Consider the following 18,557-nt stretch of genomic DNA (forward strand, 5'->3'; position numbering starts at 1 on the left):
CGGCCCTCGCCGTCGCTGTGCGCCGCAGCCTACCTCGCGGCCTATGTGGTCATGCCTTTCCTCTACACCCCCCGTTGGGTCTATCTGGACCTCATTTCGATCGGGATCTGCACCGCGCTCTTGGCATCAACGATTTTGGGCCGGGACTGCTTTGGCAATCGCATCCTCAGCCGGCCGGTATTCGTTTGGCTCGGCGAAATTTCCTTCGGGGTCTATCTACTCCACCGGCATGCCCAGTGGATCGTGGACGAAATGCTGGGCGATGCGTCGAGATGGGCAACACTTGCCCCCAAGATTGCGGTGACCCTTGTCCTTGCCGAATTGGCCAACCGGTTGATCGAACGACCCTGCCACGCGTGGCTGCGAAAGCTTGGCGACCGGTTCCCGTCTCGACTACTGCGGTCCGCGAACCAATAGGAGTCGAGCGACCGCTTTGGACTGCGGCCTGAACTTGCTCCTGCGTCTTCGGGTCGGGAGGGTGGAGCCAGAGCGCCTCGCCGACTTGCTTGACTAGAATCTCGTTCCAATGATCGCAAACGGACCCGCCAAAACTCTTAAGGCGGCCGTGACCTAGCGCCAGATCACCCGGGTCGATGCGAATGGTCTCGGTCTCGGTCTTCTTTTTCTTCATGGTGTCAGCCTCACATTTCTCTGGGATCGCGCCCGCCCGCCCCGGAAACTGCCGTCGCAATGGACCAGAGATCGGCCATGCACTAACAATGAGACTGGACCACTTAGTGGGGTCTGCTCACTGACGTCTACTTGGGATCAGCGTTGGCGCATGCGGCGCCCTCGATCTCGACCGGAGCAACGTTCTTGCGCGCCATCATCGAACGGAGATTAGCCGTGCACCGCTTGCCACTCGTTATCGTCGCGATCCTATTGCCCGTGCCGGCGATGGCCTACATCGGCCCAGGCGCGGGCATCTCGGCGATTGGGTCGCTCCTCGCGCTTCTGGGGGCGATCGTGCTCGCCGTGTTTGGGCTGGTCTGGTATCCGGTGAAGCGCCTAATCCGTCGGCGCAAGGCAGCCCCGGCGGAGCTTTCCAAGGACTCTGGCTCCGGAGAATGACTGCAGGCCTAGCTCCCTATGCGGTCGCGATCGCCGCGATCTTCCTTTTAGCGGCAGCATTTTCGGTCTCTGGGCTAGTTCAGCGGTTCAGACTTTGTATTGCGCTCATGTCTAACGCGGCTAGGGTGCTTCGCGACCCCGCGCTCGATGACGACACGAAGGAGCGCACTGCACGGCGGAGCGCGCTGATCCTCTTAGCCCAATTTGGGATAATCACGGCGGTTTCGGTGGCGGTCTTCGCGATTCCGGCGGCGGCGGTGTGGCTGGCCGATCTTGTGGGTTTCGCGACAATGGGCGCCGTATGGAAAACGTTGTTCGAACCCCGTTTGATCACGGGCGCCGCGCTCTTCTTCTTCGTGCTCGTCTGGATCCAAAGGCGCTAGCGGCGGTCGGGCCGGGCGTAGTTAATCCCGTAAAGGCTAAACCGCGTCGCCTTGTCGGCGTCCGGATCTGGCCGCCCCCCGATGCCGGTCAGGTCGTGAAGGTGGTCGTAGACCGTAATAAGGCGACCGGTGGCGATGTCGACCTCGAAGGCGAGCCCTTCGTGGGTGAAGCTTGCGATCACCCGGCGTCGGTCGGGAGAGATGTCGATGTGGCCGGCCTTGTTTGTGAACACGAAACGCCAAGGCTCAGGCGTCGTGTCAATGGGAAAGACCCTGCGCTCCGTACCGGCGGCTATGTCGATCTCTAGGATGCGCGAGGGGGGGCCGAACTCATCGCCGCCGTGGTTGTCGAAGACGAGGAACCGCGTTCCTGCCAGATGGTGGACCGAGTGCTGCTGCACGAAGCCCCCCGCCACCACGCGCTTGATCGTCCTCGTGTCCCGGTCGAGCACCGCAAAACGCGAGATGTTGCGGAAAGAGACGATGAGATCGCCCGGCGCGATCCCGGGGCCGGCGTCCGGACCGATCTCGTCGATGAAGTTGAGATGCAGCGGATCGCATCCATTCGTGGTTTCGCGCAGAAGCATGGCCCAGTTCGAGGACCGGAAGAGTTCGAGAAGGTCGATTGACTCGACAATCTCGCCATTGGGGCCGAGCGTGTTGACGAGGTCGACGTGATGCTGTCCGTTGCCGCAGCGGATCGTCGTCCTGTGTTCGTCAGGCTCTTCGCCGATCGACAGTCGGATGTCACCCTCCCCGATCGCCATGCCAGCTACCATCGGCCGACCCTCGGAATCGAGGCGTGGCCAGTGGTGGGTGTAGTCGAACCGCGTCCAGACCGGCGCACCGTCTTCGCTGACGCGGCTCACGCCCATCCCGAAAGGAAAGATGCCTTCACCCTCGGACTGGAACGTCGTGATCAGGCTGCCGTCTCCAAGGGCTTCGATGCCCATCGGATGGACATTCCGGACGGGGTCGAACCCGATGTATTCCCTCGGAAACTCACCCGCAGTCATGTCCGCGGCAAAGATCTCGGCGGGGCGGTAGGGCCATGTGCGCGTCACGGCGCCGTCGGAACCGTATTCCACGGCGAGGCAGCCGAGGTCCGGGCAGAGGTCGCGGAAATGGTTCATTCCGCCGAATACGTAGACCGGCAGGCGGTCAAAGCTCGGATCGACAACTGTCCAGCGCCGGTCGGACGCCTGAGACGCTGGGATGTCCGCCGATCCAATCCATTTTCCGGCATAGGGTTTCGAGCGGGATGCGTAGTGGTCGACGATGGCTTCGAGCGTCTTGAGGGCATTTCTCACCTGGGGATAGGGAAAGACGCCGATGTGCACGACTATCATCCCGGCGATGAAGGACAAAAGGATGCCCGAAAGGGTTGGGATCGTGCGTGGGCCGATGATCTTCATGAAACCCGCCGTTCCTCTTTTGCGCTAGCTCGATTGGCGACGACAATTAACCCCGGGTCTAGATCGGTTCAACCGCCGCGGAGACTCGTGGCGGCCGAACGCCCGCCTTCCCGATTTCCATGCGGAGACCTTAGGTGCTAAGGCCCCCCGCATCGCACAGACAGGCACCCAAGGTCCATTGAACGATCTCGTCAGATACTCGTGGCTCGATAAGCTCGTACATCGGGTAGCCTTCGCGGCGCCAGTTCTTCAGATCGCGCTGTCGGACGTGGAAGACGGCCTGTTCCGTCAGAAGACGGGCGCCGTCCCCGACACGCCGCCCGTCTTCGTCACTTCGCTTCCGAGGGCCGGGACGACGGCACTTCTTAAGTTCCTGGCTCATCTGCCCGGGTTCGCCACGCACACCTATCGAGACATGCCTTTCGTCATGGCTCCTCTGCTGTGGGACCGTCTGTCGGGCGCGTTTCGAAAACGGTCCGAATTGGCTGAGCGCGCCCACGGCGACGGGATCCAGGTTGGCTTTGACAGCCCCGAGGGGTTCGAGGAGGTGATCTGGCACGCCTACTGGCCGGGACATTACGAACCGGCGGGCATCCAGCTTTGGACAGTCAATGATGCCGATCCGGATGCGGTGGGCTTCTTTTGGAGGCACTTTCGCAAGGTCGTGGCGCTTCGCGGGACGGCAGGGGGCGCTCCGGGTCGATATTTGTCGAAAAACAACGCGAACATGGGTCGGATCGACCTTCTACAGAAGATCTTCCCCGGCGCGACGGTGATCGTCCCCGTCCGGCACCCGCTGTCTCAGGCGGCGTCACTTCTCAGGCAGCACCGCAACTTCACCGAATTGCACCGGCACAATCCTTTCGTGCGATGCTATATGAGCGACATCGGGCATTTCGAATTCGGAGCGCTTCATCGTCCGCTTCTGTTCCCGGGGTTTCGGGACATGAGCTTTGGGCTTTCGCCCGATGCGCTTGACTACTGGCTCGCCTACTGGATCGCGGCGTTCGAGCATGTCCTGAAAAGACGCGACGCGGTGTCACTCGTGCGGTTCGAGTCTTTTGTCTCGGGCGATCCCGCCACAATCCTCTGCCTTTGCGAGTTGGTCGAGACGGACCCGTCCCACGCCGCCCGTCTGACGAAAGACCTCCGCCCGGCGCCCCCTGTCTCTCCGGAAGCGCTGGCGCACCGCGGACCCCTGCGCGACCGGGCTGAGGCACTCTACCGTGAGCTTTTCGAGGGAAGTACCTGAGGGCTTCGTGGTCCCCGCCGAAGGAACTCGCACTCCATCAGATCAACGAACGGGAGGGCGCTGTCAGACGGATTGGAATCAGTCTCAGTTTGTTTGGCGCAGTGGCATTTCTGGCCGTTCCGAGTTGACGCCATTCGGTAACAGCGGCGGTTCGATGGCGCCCGAAGATGTCCCTGCTGGAGAGGCTGCGTACCTGATCGAAGTGATTGTGGACGGAGGAATGAACGGCGGCGATGGTCTGCAAATTTCGCATTCGCCGGAACCGGAGCATCGCTCTTTTGCGTCGTCGTAAGGGTAGGTGTGCCTTCTCGACACGGTTGCGGCCCTACAGTGCCTTGAGGTGCTGGCAACCCGCTCCAGAAACCGTCGTCCAGATGGAAACTAGGCCGATCACGCACTAACAATCACACTGGACCAGTCAGATCAGGATTCCCAAGATCATCTACTCAATTTGATCTTTGTACGGTGTCATTGGTGTAGCTACGCACTCTGCTGTCGCATCTGTTAGTATTGTCGGATGCAATATGCGGAGTTTTTCTTACCCGGCCCGCACTCCGCTGCGCGATGGCGATGGCTCATTTGTTAGCATCGCCCAGCGCCGCTGATGGAGCTTCTTGGTCTCGGAGTTTTCGACGTAGCGCAAGACGACATCAGGTTTTTTCCAACCGCCAGCCTGCATGATCGCGAGAGTGTCAAAACCGCTCACCATCATATCTTGAGCGGCGCCGACGCGCATAGAATGCCCGGAGAGCCGCTCAGAAATTGCTTCTTGGATGCCAGCGCCCAGCGCCGCGCGCTTGACCAGACGTCGGATCGAGCAGGTTCGCAGCGGCAGCCCCGAGGGCCGGCCCAAATGCAATCCTTGAAACATTGGCCCATCTGCGATGCAGGCCGCGCTCAGCCATCTGGATACGCGGTCTGAACATGCCGGAGAGAGATGCGCGATGCGGCCGCGCCCAAACCCGTCTGATTTGGAATGCGGCACCAGAAGACGCCCCGTGCCGTCCCTGTTCCACGTGGCGTGACGGACTTCAATCCGCGCAATCTCCGAGCTTCGGCAAAGTGTATCGTAGCCAACGCTCAAAAGGGCAGCGTCGCGCAGCCCGGCAAGGGTTTCTGGCAACCTAGAGAGCATCTGTTCAAGAATTGCATAAGTGAGCCCTTGTGCCTGCTCGGGCCGCTCGCCCTTGAGGCGTGTCGCGCGCCGGACTGCGAGGCGCACCAGGCTGTTTGTCGTGGGGTCCGGAAGATCACAGATGCGGTGGGCAAAGACGATTGCAGCGATGCGGCGTTTGATCGTCGAGGCTCTGTGCTCTGCGGTTTGCTCGTCCACGAACATTGCGAGCGTCTCGGCAGAAGCTGGGAGCCAATGCTTACCCAGTTTGTCGCACCACCGCTTGAAGATGTTCATGTCTGCCCGATACGCTGAGAGCGTGTGAGGCGCATAAGCGCCCTCTGCAAGCGCAAGGATTCCCTCTATAGTCGATCGCCTCGATGGCATGGGGGTCCGTCTGGGGTGGTGCATGAAGGATATTAATAGAATATATTATTTTAATAGAGTTGGTCAATGATCTCTGGTGCGCAAATCAGGGCAGCTCGCGCATTGCTCGGAATCTCAGCCAAAGAACTCGCCTCGATTTCAGATGTAGCTTGGTCCACCGTCCAGCGATATGAGGCAGGCGGCGCAGCGCAGATCAGGTCACGCGACACCGCTGATCGCATCCAGGTGGCCCTCGAAGCCCAAGGCATCGAATTCCTCGGTGACCCAGTCGAATCGCCTGGGGTCCGGCTGAAGCCGGTTCGAAACGAATGAACGCGGGGCATCGCCCGCTGGCGTTGCCAGCAGATACCGCTGCCCTGCGCCCGATCTGCTGCTGGGCTGAAGGGGGCCAACCGCGCTGGGCTATCGTTGCCTTTTTAAGTCCTGCGCGGCCTGACATTGCGCCACCACGGTTGCGCCGCGTATGTGGCCAGAGCATCTCGGAGCATGACGGACAGGTCACAATCGAGACGTCCCGAGTGCTGCAGCGACCCATGAGCTATGAGCATGACAGGCGGCGACCGCTTGCTGATCTCGCGGGATGTCTCTGAACTCCCGGCGACAATCGGCGCGCCGAGCGCGAGCTTCCTTGCCCTGCGGGGGATAGACACCACCATCCCATATGGCATCCAATTATCTTAGGCGGATCGGCGACGCATAACAAAGCGTCGGGGATGACAATGAGGGCGTCGCAGCAGTGCGGCGCCCTTCTTGTGTCTGGATTGATTTCATGAAGGCAGGTCCTTTCAGGAGATGCCCCGAGCCTAAAAAATCTGGAGATCTGATCTGTTTGACTGAGCGGATGCGAGACCGCCACGCCCCACGGATCGTCGCGGAGCACAGCGCGGAACTCATTGCACGAGGAACTGTCCCGGGGAGAGCCCGGCCCGACAGAAGCCGCTCTCGCACGGACAGCGGCTTAGAACCAGCTCAGGAGCGTGTCCGGGTCGCTGGGAAGGGGCCGCGGATCTTCCAGCGGATTGGCTTTTCTTGCTGGCCCGGGGCGCGACGCGGGGTCTCGGAGCGCACGGCGGATCGCACGGTACAGATCAGCCGACGCCCATCCGTCATGGCCTCTCAGCACCTCGATCGCGGCCAGCACTGCTGGTGGTGGATCCTCTGGCATTTTCGGTTCGTCCGACATCACGCCAGCCTTCATGCTGATTATCGATCGTCCGATCCTAAGAGAGAGTCGTGGCGGGGTGATGACAGTTCCGTGACACGAGCCAAGAGAGAATCAGGCCCACGGCTGGGAACGTGGCAGAGAGGCAGGTGCGGGCCAGGATCTCGAGTTGCTAACGATCGATTTCTGCGACGATGCAAGGTGCCTGAGATCCCACCAGGGATTGGCTGGCTAGTCGGACAATTCCTTGAGCGTGTCCTCCACCTCTTTCATGAGGGCGCGCAACTTCTTCTGAGCCGCGATCGCCTCGGCGGTGTACATGCCATGCTTCAGCGCATTCTTGTTGCCCTTGGGCGCGCCGGAGCCCTTCGCGCCGCCATGCATGCGACAGCGGTTCCGTCCCGCGACCGCAGGCGCCTGGCAGGGCGTGCCCTTGCGCGTGCGCGCACCGCAGCGCGGGCTCTCGAGCATCGGGCCAGTGTTCCTGGGATGCGAATCACGCATGCGTCCTCCCCTCACTCCTCGCTTGGCTCGACGTCGACAGCCTCTCGCGGGATCGGCATCTCGATCGGGGCATCGTCCCTGTGACCGAGTCGCGGCTGCGATGGGGCAGGGGAGGGGGCTCCTTGCCGGCGCTTGCCCCCACCCGTCTCGATATTGCCGACCACGGCCTGGCCGCCCGGCGCGACATGCACGTATTCGACCGTGACTTTCTGCTGGCCCTTGCCGCGATGCTTGTCGAGCGCCTCGAGCTGCTTCGTGTAGATCGAGACCAGCTTCGCCGCGTGCTTGAGATTCTGATCGCGCCCCACGAAAGTCTGCTCTGGGTTCATTGCGCGCCGGAAGCACTCCATCGCCGCGGAATGGGTCGCGATCATTTGTCTCGCAAGCATGGCCTCGATCTCACCTTCGGGGGCTATATCACGCAGGATTTGGAGTGCCTCGTCGACCAGGCGATGCATCTCGTCCTTGGGGGGATCAGGCCCCAACCAGAGAATCTGTGCAAGCCGATTGGCCTCGCCGAGGTCGGCTTGCAGTCTCTTCAACCGAGCCGCTTTCTCCTGGGAGTCAGGAGACGCGTCATCGGGACGATGCGGGTCGTCGGATCCCGATCCTTTCTTCTTGCTCGCCATCAGCCCGCTCCGCCATGACACCTTCAGGGGGCCTCACCATACGCGAGAGCTCGCCCGCCATGAATGGCGGATTTCTACGTTGCATGGGGTTGTTTTAAGAGTTTTCGTGTCTACCCTCCCCCCAACAACCATGCGCGATAACGCCCCGCATATCACAAGCCACCATTGGATTTTTCCCGGCCTGCCGGTCTGCATAGATCGCAAGGGCACCAAGCCCGCATTTCATCCTACCCTGATCGGCGCCAGGTCAGACTCGAGAGAGAGCAGGTTCGAAGGATCGCTGCGTGAGCTGACGCGAACGGAATCTTCAAGACGCAGACCCTGGATTGGTGGAGGCATCGCGCCGCCATCGCGATCCGTGACCCAAACTTATTGAAAGAGTTGCTACGGACCGCGCGCCCGTAGGATCGAACGTTGTCCGATGTAACGCGCCGCCAGGTGCTCACCGGACCGGGGAACCGTGCCTGGCTGCGGGCTCGCTCAGCGCGCCCCTGCGCCCGTGAACAGCACCGACAGGGTACGCATGATGATATAGGCTTCCATGCGGAAGCCCGTGCGCTCGATGTAAAAGAGATCGTATCGCACTTTGCGGAACGTCGATTCGATCCCTTCCGCATATCCGTCATCGACCTGCGCCAGCCCGGTAATCCCCGGGCGCATGGCATGTCGCTCCCGATATCCCGGCACGGTCTGGAGGTAATGCACCGCGTGGTCCCAGTAGTCCGGGCGCGGGCCGATGAGGCTCATGTCGCCGGCAAGCACGTTGAGGAACTGCGGCCACTCGTCGATGCGCGACTTGCGAAGAAATGCCCCGAGACGAGTGATCCGGTCGTCCTCCACGGGATCGTTCGGGCCTCGCATGATGGCTGGCGTACACCGCATCGTCCGGAATTTGATCGCCGTGAATGGTTTGCAGTCGCGCCCCATTCGAACTTGGCGATAGAAAAGCGGTCCGGGGTTCCAGATGGGGTTCAGAGCCATAAGCGTGAGCCCTGCCAACGCAATCGCCGGCAGCGCGAGAAGCGAGGCTGCAAGATCTACCGCGCGTTTGCTGAAGACAATGGCGGGTACCGGGACCCGCACGCCATTGATTGGAAGCGGACCGATGCACTCGTTGATTTTTGTCCCGTCCAGCGGAACCACACCAACGTCACTGGGTCTGGTGCTCATTGTTTGCTTCCAAGAACTCACACACTCGGAAAACCCCATTCACACCCCCGCGTGTAGTTTGAGGCCCGCCGGCGCCAAGATCAAGCTCAGGTTTGTCAAACCCAAAGGGGCGCTTCCGTAAGGGCAAAAACCACTTAGACAGTGCTCCGCGCTGCATGACTGTCCGATACTGCTCGCGTCTGATCATTCATCCATACGCTCTCCAGGCGCCTCTCGGGAGCGTCGGCGATGCTCGGGACTCAGGTGCGGCAGTTGCCAGAGGGGGCGCCCACAAAAGTAATGGCTCGCGGTCTTGGCTGTACCGCTCAGCCCTGTTCGGTCGTTGCAGGCGTCGCCATTCGATTGGTTGAAATAATCCAGACGAATGGATTTCGAACTGCGCCTCGGTTGCGGGGCCTCTCGATCAACTTTCTGCCAGGAGTGCGCGCGTGCGTTTGCTCGCGCCGCGTTCTGACGGCTGATCCGTGGCATAGCCGGTCATCCGTGGTGACATCGACTTCCTTTGAACCGTCTTCGGCCTCGATCTGCAGCGCTGCGTGATTTTCTGATTTGAGTCGAGTCGGGCGCTCTCGCATAGGTTGATGGGAAAATTTCCAGAAAATGCTTTGTTCAACCATGCCGCGAGTGTCATGCTTCTTGTGGGGCAGGATCAGTACGGGCCAGTCATTAACAAGTTTGGGTTTCGGTGGATCGCTTGAATGTCGAATGACTTGGTGGCCAGTGTCTCCCATCTCCCGAAGGCCCGGGTGCGCCGGGTCCTTCAGGTCTGTCCCTATATGCACCCCTCTGCCGGTGGGCCGCCCGTTGTCGTCAAGCGTCTCGCGGAAAATGCCAGCAGGTTTGGCTGGGATGCCTCGATCCTCACGACCTCTCTGATGTGTCCCGACGACGGCACCGAGCTTTGCGCCGAGTTGAGTCGCCAGTTCGAAATCAAGGTCCTCCCGATCGACCGCCCACGCCTGTTTGGCCATGCCTCGAAAGCAAGGGAGGCGCTGGACGAAGCAATCCGTGCCGCGGATCTCGTCCACATTCATACCCTTTGGCATCCGCTCAACACGATGGCGCGCCGTGCGTGCCAGCGGCACAACGTGCCTTATGTCCTGTCGCCACACGGTATGCTCGATCCCTTCGCGATGAGCATCCACGCGCTCAAGAAATCCGTTTATCTGCGCTTGATCGAGCGTCGAAATCTCCTGGATGCCCAGTTGATCGTCTTCGCGACGAACGAGGAGCGCCAACTGGCGGGTCGGACGCTTGGGCGTTTCCTCAATTCCGCGGTCGTGTTGCTCGGCGCGGACAACCCAGCGGATGGGAGCGGCAGCGTGCCCGACGCCACCGTGCGCCGACGCTTCAGTGGTGGCGCCGATGGGAGGCGGGTCCTCTTCCTTTCCCGGCTCCATCCCAAGAAGAACCTCGAAACCCTGTTCAGGTCCATGAGGCTGGTCGTCGACAGTCACGCCGATGCGCATCTCTTCATCGTGGGGTCCGGAGAGCGCAGTTACGAGAAGTCCCTTGGCGACCTTGCTCGCCGGCTCGGCATCGCTTCGAACGTGACCTTCGCGGGCTTTCTGCGCGACGAGGAGAAATGGGCCGCGATGTCGGCCGCGGACGTTTTCGTTCTTCCGTCGCTGCAAGAGAATTTCGGCATCTCCATCGCCGAGGCTCTCCACGCGGGGTTGCCGGTGGTCGTCGGGCAGGGCGTGAACATTTCGACCGAGATTGCCAGCGCGAGGGCCGGAAGGGTCCTTTGCAATTGCCAGAGCGAGGTCGAACTGGCCGCGCAAATCGTCGAGATCTTCGAGGATCGTGATCTTCGCGAGAGAATGGGTCGCAACGCCACGCGCCTTGCGAACGAGCGCTTCAACTGGCGGGAAACCGCTCGGTGCCAGTATGAGCTTTACGAACGGACGCTGGCTCCGGGCCCTTACGAGCCGGCAACGATCTGATATCGGACGCTAACCATTCCGGACGATCGGATTCCGGCCCCGGGCCTCGCATCCGTGTCCACGGCGGCATCGTGCCCTGGAAATCGGCACTTTGCGGCTCGGTGAAGGGCGACGAGCTCACCGCCCGAGGTTGTCCGCCTATCGGCGATACTGTTCTTTTGCTTGGAGCGGGATGCTGGTCGCTTCGTCATAGCCGCATGACTTTGCCTTGCCATGGTCCGAGTGAGGCGGCAGTGGCGCTCATCGCCGAGCGAGGGGGCTGAGCGTCAGGGAATAGGTCGACCCAAACGGATGGGACGGCGCGGTGATCCGGGAGCCGGAGCCGCGCCGTTTTTCGTTTGGGGCAGATCCCTGATCATCGAGGGCTGCCGGGCGGACCCCGTCATGCCCGGTCCGGCCGACGACAAGATCCGACCAGGTTCACGCCCCTCGGCCGTTGTGCCGCGGGCGTTGCTGGCGAGTTGGATGGTGATCGGGGGAAGCGCGGCCGTTCGGGCGGATGCGTCCGGCGCGCGGTGAGGTGTTTCCCGGGGCCGCGCGGCGGCCCCGCGGATCGGCTCAGACCAGCGGAAGCATCCCGACGAAGGCGACGATGCCGATTGCGAATGGGTATGCGATGTAGGCCATCTTGGTCTCCAAAGTGACGTCTCCGGGGGCAGTGCCCGCCTTTTCACTGAAAATGCCGTCATTTGCGGTTACGCGATGTGACGTTGGTCACATGCGGTGCATTTATGTCGATTTCCCGCGAAGTCACGTGCTCCGGGCCGAAAACTTGAAAAAATCTTTCCATAACAGAAAGTTGATTGCTCCTCCGCTGCCGGTTTTCTGCGCGTTCCAGCCACACGACCGCGTTCTTCATCGGCCCGTGACCGGAGAATTTGGTGTGATTCGCGCCCTGTCCACCCATGGCGCGTCACGAACCATGCGTGGCGGGCAGGAGCCCAGCCGCGCCAATCTGGCGGGTTTGGTCGCGACCGGGGTTCGGTTAGGATCACATCGAGGGTGCGGACCGGTGCGAAACGTCGCGACCGTCCGAGGGGGATCGTGTCCGGCATCCGGGGGGATAATGGCTTACGAGGAATTCGGCGCACGCGAGGCGCAGGGCTGGGCCGCGACTGGCCTCGTCGAACAATATGTCTCGAAATTCGCGCGGGCGACCCGCATGGCCGTCGGGCCGATGGTCGAGGCGGTGGGCGCGGGGCGAGGGCGATCGGTCCTTGACCTGTGCTGCGGCCAGGGGACGGGCAGCGCGGCGCTCGCGGCCACGGGCGCCGACGTCACCGGGCTCGACTTCTCTTCGGTGATGATCGAGCGCGCCCGCGAGGCCGCGCCGGCGGCGCGCTTCGTCGAGGGGGATGCCCAGGACCTCCCCTTCGAGAGTTCGAGCTTCGACGGCGCAATCTGCGGCTTCGGTTTGATGCATGTCCCCGATCAGGATCGTGCGCTAGCCGAGGTGCGCCGTGTCCTCAGGCCCGGGGCCCGGTTCGCGATGGCGGCATGGCACGGGCCCGCTACGTCGCCGGCCTTCCGCATCGCCTTTGGCGCGATGAAGGCGCATGGCGACATGGACGCGGCGCCGCCCGCCCCCGATTTCTTTGCCTTCGCCGATCCGTCCTTTGCCGAGCAGCACATGCTGGCGGCCGGCTTCAGCGCGGTCCGATCGGAGCGGGTCGAGTGCTGCTTCGAGTTCGACGAGCCGGGCGGACTTTGGGAGATATTCTCGCGCGCGACCGTCCGGGCGGCAATGATCCTCGACGCGCAGACCCCCGGGAACCGCGCCGCGATCCGCGATGCCGTCACCCAGGCGGTGCGAGAGGGGTATGCCGATGGCGCGGGCTACAAGGTGCCCGCGCCGGCCGCGTTGGTGGTCGCGAACGTCTGAGGCGGGGCGCCCATTTGCGGGTCACGGGCGCCGCGGCGTTCCGACGCGAGCGTCAGGACGCCCTGACCGGGAAGCTTTCCTCGGCAATGAGCCCGTGCGGCCCGTAGCTCACGAAGCTGAGGGCTGCGAAGCGGCCGTCGTGCTGCTGGTCGAGGGCACCCTTGCTCCAGAAGGTTGCACTGGCCATCTCGGCCTCGCGGAACTCGAAGCCGCGATGCGGTCGGATCGAGATGTGGTGCTCCTCGCCCGTCACCGGGTTACGGATCGGCACGACATTCGCCTCGAGCACGTTCTCGACCCGGAACCGTCCCCGCCGGTTGTCGAGATCGAGCTCGAACTCGATGTCGGCGAAGACGGGATCGGGCTCGTTCGCGATCGTCGAGGCGTATATCGCAAAGCCCGTCGTCGGCTCCTGTTCCTGGCCGCCAAGGATGGTGAAGAGCGCCTGCACCTGCTCTTCGCTGGCGCGCCGGTCGACCACCGACCACCACGTGCCATTGCCCTCGTGAACCGGGCCCGGCCAGCGATAGGCGCCCGCGACGCGCAGGCCGTCGAGGCGGATATCCTCGAAATGGCCCTCGGTGATCTCCATCGCCATCACGCCCTCGCAGGGGAGGCGCGTCGGTGGTGCGTTGAACTCGCACGGGCACCCGTAGTCGCAACTGCAGGCCCCGATCTGCCTGGTGCGGATCATCCAGTCCTTGTAGGCCATGACACCTCCTTTTCCCCTGTCAGGCGGGTGCGATGATCAGCCAGCCCCCCCAGCCGATCAGTGCGACCCCCGCAATATTGCCGACCCGGTCACCCGCCGGGGCCAGCTTCTCGATCAGCACGTAAAGCGCGATCCCCCCGATCCAGACGAAGCTCATCACCCCTCCAAAGAAGAGCAGCGCCATCAGGAACCAGCAGCAGCCGAGGCAGAACAGGCCGTGCTCGGCCCCCATGCGCAGCGCGCCGCCCGTTCCGCGACGGAACCCTCCTGTGAAGAAATGCATCGGGCCCCGGCAGTGGCGCAGGCAGGCATGCTTGATCGGCGTGAGCTGCCAAAGCCCCGCGGCAATCAGCAGTGCGGCATTCAGCGCGGTGCTCGTGCTCGCCATCATGCCCGAGAGCAGCCCCGCGCGTTCGAGCCACCATTGTGCGAAAGTCGCGAGGGCACTGAAGACGCCCCAGACCGCAAGATAACCCAGCGCGAAATACGCCGCCGGCACGAAAGCCTTGCCCGCGTCGCGCATCTGGGCGTTGACCCTCGCGAAGAGCAGGATCGCCGGTGCCGCGCTTGGCAGCATCATGGCAATCATCATGATCCACCACATCAGGAAGACCAGCGCCGCGAAGCCCGGTGTCCAGGACTGCATCGGCATCATCATCATGCTGCCGCCCGACGGCATGCTCATGCCGGCACCAGCCAGAAGGTAGCCCCAGGACAGAAGCGTGACGCTTGCCAAGGCAACGACAATGATCTGACGGTCGCGGGCGAGCAGCGCCTCTAGCGGGGGCATGGCGGCATTCCCTGGTTTCGACCGAATATGGATGGAGGACGTTGCTGGATGCGTGCCCCGCCCCCCGTCTTCATCACGCGGCCCGGTAGCAGCGTCGCTGGTCGGGTAGCTCGCGCACGACCATAACGCGAAAAGCGTGATGTTTCCATCACGTGGCGCGTCATTGTTCTGATCTTCGCCCAGTCGGCCTCGCGCGACGGTGCATCGGCGCGGCCAGCAATCGTCAGGCACGGAAAGCCCGGCGGATGGCCCACGGTTGCCCAAGCGATCCCCCGGGGCGATTCCAGGCCCGCCGAGGGAAGCGGCGTGGCCTCAGAACGGGGCGAAGCTTTCGGCGCGGGATCGGTGCCAGCGGTCGAGGTAGCCGAACTGGTCGTCCTCCTCGCGCAGCAGGAAGCCCTCGGGCAGGTAGGGGTATACCTCCTGGCCCGTGACCATGTTGCGGTCCTGCTCGCGCATGATCAGGTGGTGGGGCATGAACTCGGACGGGTGGCTCAGGCCTGCGGCGCCGGTCATATCGCCCAGCGCCTTGAGGGTGTTGTGGTGGAAGCGCGTCACGCGCACGGACTTGCTTTCCACGTCGAGGGCGCGCTGGCGCAGCGGATCCTGGGTGGCGACGCCCACCGGACAGCAGTTGGTGTGGCAGGCCTGTCCCTGGATGCAGCCGATCGCGAACATGAAGCCGCGCGCCGAGTTCGCCCAGTCCGCCCCCAGCGCGAGCGCCTTGGCGATGTCGAACGACGTCACCAGCTTGCCCGACGCGCCCAGCTGCACCCGGTCGCGCAAGCCCGCGCCGCGCAGCGTGTTGTGCGCGAATGTCAGCCCCTCGATCAGCGGCATTCCCATGTGGTTTGCGAACTCCAGCGGCGCCGCGCCGGTCCCGCCTTCCTTTCCGTCCACCACGATGAAATCCGGTGCGATGCCGGTCTCGAGCATCGACTTGACGATGCACATGAACTCGCGCCGGTGTCCGATGCACAGCTTGAAGCCCACGGGCTTGCCAGACGACAGCTCGCGCAATCGCCCGACGAACGCCATCATCTCGACCGGGTTCGAGAAGGCGCTGTGGTTCGCGGGCGAGATGCAGTCGACGCCCATCGGCACGCCGCGCGCCTCGGCGATCTCGGGCGTGATCTTGGAGGCCGGAAGCATCCCGCCATGGCCCGGCTTGGCGCCCTGGCTCAGCTTGAGCTCGATCATCTTGACCTGCGGGTCCGCGGCCTGTTCGGCGAACCGGTCGGGGTCGAAGCGGCCCTGCGCGTCGCGGCAGCCGAAATAGCCCGAGCCGATCTCGTAGATCAGGTCCGCGCCGCCCAGGCGGTGATACCGGCTGATGCCGCCCTCGCCGGTGTCATGCGCGAAGCCGCCCGCCTTCGCGCCCTTGCTCAGCGCGAGGATCGCGTTCGCCGACAAGGCGCCGAAGCTCATCGCCGAGATGTTGTAGATCGAGGCGTCGTAAGGCTGCAGGCAGTCGGGCCCGCCGATGGTGACGCGAAAGTCGCAGTTCTCGATATGAACCGGAACGACCGAATGCGTGAGCCATTCATAGCCCGCGTCGTAGACACGGTGCCGTGTGCCGAAGGGTCGTTTGTCCTCGACGCCCTTGGCGCGTTGGTAGACGATCGAGCGCTCGTCGCGTGAGAAGGGCTCCTCGTCCTGGTCGCTTTCGATCAGGTACTGCCGAATCTCGGGGCGGATCCCCTCGAACAGGAAGCGCATGTGACCGACGATCGGGTAGTTTCGCAGGATCGAGTGCGACGTCTGCAGAAGGTCGGCCACGCCCAGCGCTGCAAGTGCTGCGAATGCCACCGCGGGAAGAAGGAGCCAGCCGTTCCATGCCGCGCCGACGAGGCACACGAGCGCCAGGACGATGACCGCCGCGAAGACGAAGTACCTTCCCAAGGATTGAAGCTGGTTCATCATTTTCCCCCGGGGGCGGCCTCATGCTTTGGCCCCAAGGGTTGCATGATCACGACGAGAATCGAAGGAATTCCGGGGGAAGCGGCTGAAGCGGCGGCTTAGGGGGGGCGACGTTCAGCAATGCCGCGATGCCCGATCTTGCGCACGATTTGGCGCATGGGCGGCAGCGGGCGAGTCACGCGGCGGCGATGCCGGGTCTCCCGGCCGCGGCCGCGGGCGCGGGCCATCAGACCATGGGCAGCAGACCCATCATCGCGACAAAGCCGACGACGAACGGATAAAAGATGTAGGCCATTTCCGTGTTCCTTCCCGACCGCGGCCCCTGCCGCCTTGCGTCGATTCGCACCACCATCCTGCAGTCAACGCCGCGCGGCGACTGTGACGGATTTTACAGTGCTTTCAGGCGCCGCTGCGGGGCCGTGCAGGCCCCTCGGCTCGGTAAGCGGTCGATTGAACGGCGCGGCGCTATTCGCCTCGCCGCCTGCGCTCGGCATCGTCCCAGGCGGTCAGGGGCTGGTAGTCCGGCACGAAGCCGAGGCCCTTCTTCGCGTCCGAGGACACCACGCTTTGCGACGTCACCACGTCGATCAGCGCGGGTGCGTTGGCGATCGCGCGCTCGAGGGCGCCGGCAAGGTCCTCGGCCCGCTCGACCCGCTCGCCATGGGCGCCCAGCGCGCGGGCCATGCCGGCATAATCGGAGTGCCGCAGCGTGGTGCCGACGACGCGGCCGCCGTAATTCGCCTCCTGGTCATAGCGCTCGATGTTCCAGGCGGCATTGTTCGAGACGATGAAGACCGCCTTCGCGCCATGGCGGACCGCGGTGTCGATTTCCATCGCGTTGATGCCAAAGGCGCCGTCGCCATTGATCGAGATCACCTGCCGCCCCGGAAGGGCAAGCGCCGCCGCGACCGCGTAGGGTACGCCCACGCCCAGGCATCCGAAGGCGCCGGCATCCATGTAGGTGCGCGACTCCAGACCGACGCGCGCGAAGCTCAGCAGGTCGCCGCCATCCGCGATCCCGATGTGGTCGGGGTCGGCCGCCTCGCGGATTGCCTCGAAGATCGCGAGCGGATGGATCTTGCCGTCGTCGCCTGTCCGGGGCGTGGCGGCCCGGCTGCCCGCCGAGGTGCGCTCGAGGTGCCGTTGCCGCAGCCCCCCGGTCCAGTCCGTGTCGGCCGCGGGCTTGCGGTTGCCGCTCGCCTCGACCATCGCGGCAAGCGCGAGGGCCGGATCGGCCAGCAGTTCAGGCGCGCCGCGCCGGTTGTCGACCAGCTCGCCCGCCGTGTCGGCGATCCGCACGAAACGCGCGTCGGGGAACACCGCCGGCGAGCCGTAGCCAAGCTGGTAGTCGAGCTTGCGACCGATCACCAGCACCGCGTCCGCCTCGGTCATCGCCGCCGCGCGCATCGCGCCCACCACGGAGGGATGCTCGGCGGGGACGAGGCCCCGGCTTTCCTGCGTGTCGAGATAGACGGCGCCGCTCGCGTCGAGGAAGCGGACCAGTTCCGCGCTGGCGTTGCGCGCGCCCCGTCCGGTGATCACCAGCGGGCGCTTCGCGTTCCACATCACGTCGACCGCTTCGGCCATCGCCTCGGGGTCGGGCGTGATCCGACGTGCCGGCTTGGGGCGCATCCAGTCATCGAGCACCAGTTGTGGGGGTACATGGCTGCGCAGCACGTCGGTCGGGATCTCGATGTAGGCGGGTCCCGGCTCGCCCAGGTCGCCCATGGCGCGCGCAACCGCCTCGTCCATCTCGCGGATCACCTGCTCGGGCACCCGGGCCGTGCGGGAATAGCGGCAGACGGGGCGCAGGATGTCGACATGGGGGATGTCCTGCAGCGGTCCCATGTTCGCCTGCGGCCGCGAGGTGCAGCCGCCGATCAGCAGCACCGGCATGCGCGCAAGCGACGCGTTCGCCATCCCGGTCACGGTATTGGTCACGCCGGGTCCCGCGGTCACCATGCACACGCCCAGGGCGCCCGTCAGCTCGGCGTGGGCGTGCGCCATGTGCACCGCCGCGCCCTCGTCGCGCACGTCGATGATGCGGATGCCCAGGCGCGCGACGTGATCCCAGATCGGCTGGATATGCCCGCCCTGCAAGCCGAAGATGCGGTCGACGCCGCGGGCCTTGAGGAAACGCGCGATCCATGCCGCGCAGGCCTGCTCGTTACTGTTCAGATCGTTGACCGGCGCCGCCATGGCATCTCTCCCTATGGTGTC

16 protein-coding genes and 1 pseudogene are annotated in these 18,557 nt (G+C 63.8%); 7 read left to right on the forward strand and 10 right to left on the reverse strand.

Going from position 1 to position 18,557, the window contains the following annotated elements:
- The first annotated feature begins 15 nt into the window (after nucleotides 1-15).
- The 3 genes from H0I76_RS19785 (at nucleotide 16) to H0I76_RS11270 (ending at nucleotide 1,454) form a co-directional block, all read left to right on the forward strand.
- On the forward strand, nucleotides 16-417 hold the full coding sequence (locus tag H0I76_RS19785) for an acyltransferase family protein (RefSeq protein ID WP_407704270.1): 402 nt from the start codon (nucleotides 16-18) through the stop codon (nucleotides 415-417).
- A gap of 399 nt (nucleotides 418-816) precedes the next feature.
- The gene (locus H0I76_RS11265) at nucleotides 817-1,071 is read left to right on the forward strand and encodes a hypothetical protein (protein ID WP_200609960.1); all 255 of its coding nucleotides are present in this window, start codon (nucleotides 817-819) and stop codon (nucleotides 1,069-1,071) included.
- A 125-nt stretch (nucleotides 1,072-1,196) separates the two neighbouring features.
- A complete protein-coding gene (locus H0I76_RS11270) occupies nucleotides 1,197-1,454 on the forward strand; it encodes a hypothetical protein (protein ID WP_200609961.1) in 258 nt (85 codons plus the stop codon).
- Here H0I76_RS11270 and H0I76_RS11275 read toward each other — a convergent pair.
- Complete coding sequence (locus H0I76_RS11275) at nucleotides 1,451-2,869, reverse strand: aryl-sulfate sulfotransferase (RefSeq protein ID WP_200609962.1); 1,419 nt, start codon at nucleotides 2,867-2,869, stop codon at nucleotides 1,451-1,453. The two genes, H0I76_RS11270 and H0I76_RS11275, sit on opposite strands and share 4 nt — an antisense overlap.
- A 178-nt stretch (nucleotides 2,870-3,047) precedes the next feature.
- Between H0I76_RS11275 and H0I76_RS11280 the strand changes: the two genes are divergently transcribed.
- Nucleotides 3,048-4,121: a sulfotransferase gene (locus H0I76_RS11280; protein WP_200609963.1), complete on the forward strand. Its 1,074-nt coding sequence runs from the start codon at nucleotides 3,048-3,050 to the stop codon at nucleotides 4,119-4,121.
- 121 nt (nucleotides 4,122-4,242) lie between these two features.
- Here H0I76_RS11280 and H0I76_RS19835 read toward each other — a convergent pair.
- Nucleotides 4,243-4,440: pseudogene (locus H0I76_RS19835) on the reverse strand (IS6 family transposase); the annotation flags it as partial.
- A gap of 219 nt (nucleotides 4,441-4,659) precedes the next feature.
- Nucleotides 4,660-5,646: a tyrosine-type recombinase/integrase gene (locus tag H0I76_RS11285; RefSeq protein ID WP_325166435.1), complete on the reverse strand. Its 987-nt coding sequence runs from the start codon at nucleotides 5,644-5,646 to the stop codon at nucleotides 4,660-4,662.
- A 42-nt stretch (nucleotides 5,647-5,688) separates the two neighbouring features.
- Here H0I76_RS11285 and H0I76_RS19790 point away from each other — a divergent pair, with 42 nt between their 5' ends.
- The gene (locus H0I76_RS19790) at nucleotides 5,689-5,934 is read left to right on the forward strand and encodes a helix-turn-helix domain-containing protein (RefSeq protein ID WP_407704267.1); all 246 of its coding nucleotides are present in this window, start codon (nucleotides 5,689-5,691) and stop codon (nucleotides 5,932-5,934) included.
- 1,081 nt (nucleotides 5,935-7,015) lie between these two features.
- Here the strand turns inward: H0I76_RS19790 and H0I76_RS11290 are convergent.
- The 3 genes from H0I76_RS11290 to H0I76_RS11300 form a co-directional block, all read right to left on the reverse strand.
- Entirely contained in the window at nucleotides 7,016-7,288 is a 273-nt protein-coding gene (locus tag H0I76_RS11290; protein WP_200609965.1) for an HGGxSTG domain-containing protein, read from the reverse strand.
- An 11-nt stretch (nucleotides 7,289-7,299) separates the two neighbouring features.
- Entirely contained in the window at nucleotides 7,300-7,917 is a 618-nt protein-coding gene (locus H0I76_RS11295; RefSeq protein WP_200609966.1) for a hypothetical protein, read from the reverse strand.
- 480 nt (nucleotides 7,918-8,397) lie between these two features.
- A complete protein-coding gene (locus tag H0I76_RS11300; RefSeq protein ID WP_200609967.1) occupies nucleotides 8,398-9,087 on the reverse strand; it encodes a sugar transferase in 690 nt (229 codons plus the stop codon).
- Between the two features lie 698 nt (nucleotides 9,088-9,785).
- Between H0I76_RS11300 and H0I76_RS11305 the strand changes: the two genes are divergently transcribed.
- Both H0I76_RS11305 and H0I76_RS11310 read left to right on the forward strand, forming a co-directional pair.
- On the forward strand, nucleotides 9,786-11,033 hold the full coding sequence (locus tag H0I76_RS11305) for a glycosyltransferase (protein WP_200609968.1): 1,248 nt from the start codon (nucleotides 9,786-9,788) through the stop codon (nucleotides 11,031-11,033).
- 1,066 nt (nucleotides 11,034-12,099) lie between these two features.
- Nucleotides 12,100-12,915 carry a class I SAM-dependent methyltransferase gene (locus tag H0I76_RS11310; protein WP_200609969.1) on the forward strand — a complete coding sequence of 272 codons (816 nt, stop codon included), beginning with the start codon at nucleotides 12,100-12,102 and terminating at the stop codon, nucleotides 12,913-12,915.
- Between the two features lie 52 nt (nucleotides 12,916-12,967).
- Here H0I76_RS11310 and H0I76_RS11315 read toward each other — a convergent pair whose 3' ends face one another.
- The 4 genes from H0I76_RS11315 to H0I76_RS11330 form a co-directional block, all read right to left on the reverse strand.
- On the reverse strand, nucleotides 12,968-13,627 hold the full coding sequence (locus H0I76_RS11315; RefSeq protein WP_200609970.1) for a DUF1326 domain-containing protein: 660 nt from the start codon (nucleotides 13,625-13,627) through the stop codon (nucleotides 12,968-12,970).
- A gap of 19 nt (nucleotides 13,628-13,646) precedes the next feature.
- On the reverse strand, nucleotides 13,647-14,417 hold the full coding sequence (locus H0I76_RS11320; protein ID WP_200609971.1) for a DUF2182 domain-containing protein: 771 nt from the start codon (nucleotides 14,415-14,417) through the stop codon (nucleotides 13,647-13,649).
- A 312-nt stretch (nucleotides 14,418-14,729) separates the two neighbouring features.
- A complete protein-coding gene (locus tag H0I76_RS11325) occupies nucleotides 14,730-16,337 on the reverse strand; it encodes an FMN-binding glutamate synthase family protein (RefSeq protein WP_200609972.1) in 1,608 nt (535 codons plus the stop codon).
- 465 nt (nucleotides 16,338-16,802) lie between these two features.
- Nucleotides 16,803-18,536: a thiamine pyrophosphate-binding protein gene (locus H0I76_RS11330; RefSeq protein ID WP_200609973.1), complete on the reverse strand. Its 1,734-nt coding sequence runs from the start codon at nucleotides 18,534-18,536 to the stop codon at nucleotides 16,803-16,805.
- Between the last annotated feature and the right edge of the window lie 21 nt (nucleotides 18,537-18,557).

This window comes from Thermohalobaculum xanthum, from assembly GCF_016623495.1.
GTDB classification, from domain to species: domain Bacteria; phylum Pseudomonadota; class Alphaproteobacteria; order Rhodobacterales; family Rhodobacteraceae; genus Thermohalobaculum; species Thermohalobaculum xanthum.

Excerpts from the sequence above, each read along its gene's own strand:
- H0I76_RS11330 (WP_200609973.1), bottom strand. The coding sequence starts at position 18,536 with ATGGCGGCGCCGGTCAACGATCTGAACAGTAACGAGCAGGCCTGCGCG.
- H0I76_RS11290 (WP_200609965.1), bottom strand. The coding sequence starts at position 7,288 with ATGCGTGATTCGCATCCCAGGAACACTGGCCCGATGCTCGAGAGCCCG.
- H0I76_RS11315 (WP_200609970.1), bottom strand. The coding sequence starts at position 13,627 with ATGGCCTACAAGGACTGGATGATCCGCACCAGGCAGATCGGGGCCTGC.
- H0I76_RS11325 (WP_200609972.1), bottom strand. The coding sequence starts at position 16,337 with ATGAACCAGCTTCAATCCTTGGGAAGGTACTTCGTCTTCGCGGCGGTC.
- H0I76_RS11300 (WP_200609967.1), bottom strand. The coding sequence starts at position 9,087 with ATGAGCACCAGACCCAGTGACGTTGGTGTGGTTCCGCTGGACGGGACA.
- H0I76_RS11275 (WP_200609962.1), bottom strand. The coding sequence starts at position 2,869 with ATGAAGATCATCGGCCCACGCACGATCCCAACCCTTTCGGGCATCCTT.
- H0I76_RS11320 (WP_200609971.1), bottom strand. The coding sequence starts at position 14,417 with ATGCCCCCGCTAGAGGCGCTGCTCGCCCGCGACCGTCAGATCATTGTC.
- H0I76_RS19790 (WP_407704267.1), top strand. The coding sequence starts at position 5,689 with ATGATCTCTGGTGCGCAAATCAGGGCAGCTCGCGCATTGCTCGGAATC.
- H0I76_RS11285 (WP_325166435.1), bottom strand. The coding sequence starts at position 5,646 with ATGCACCACCCCAGACGGACCCCCATGCCATCGAGGCGATCGACTATA.
- H0I76_RS11310 (WP_200609969.1), top strand. The coding sequence starts at position 12,100 with ATGGCTTACGAGGAATTCGGCGCACGCGAGGCGCAGGGCTGGGCCGCG.
- H0I76_RS11295 (WP_200609966.1), bottom strand. The coding sequence starts at position 7,917 with ATGGCGAGCAAGAAGAAAGGATCGGGATCCGACGACCCGCATCGTCCC.
- H0I76_RS11305 (WP_200609968.1), top strand. The coding sequence starts at position 9,786 with ATGTCGAATGACTTGGTGGCCAGTGTCTCCCATCTCCCGAAGGCCCGG.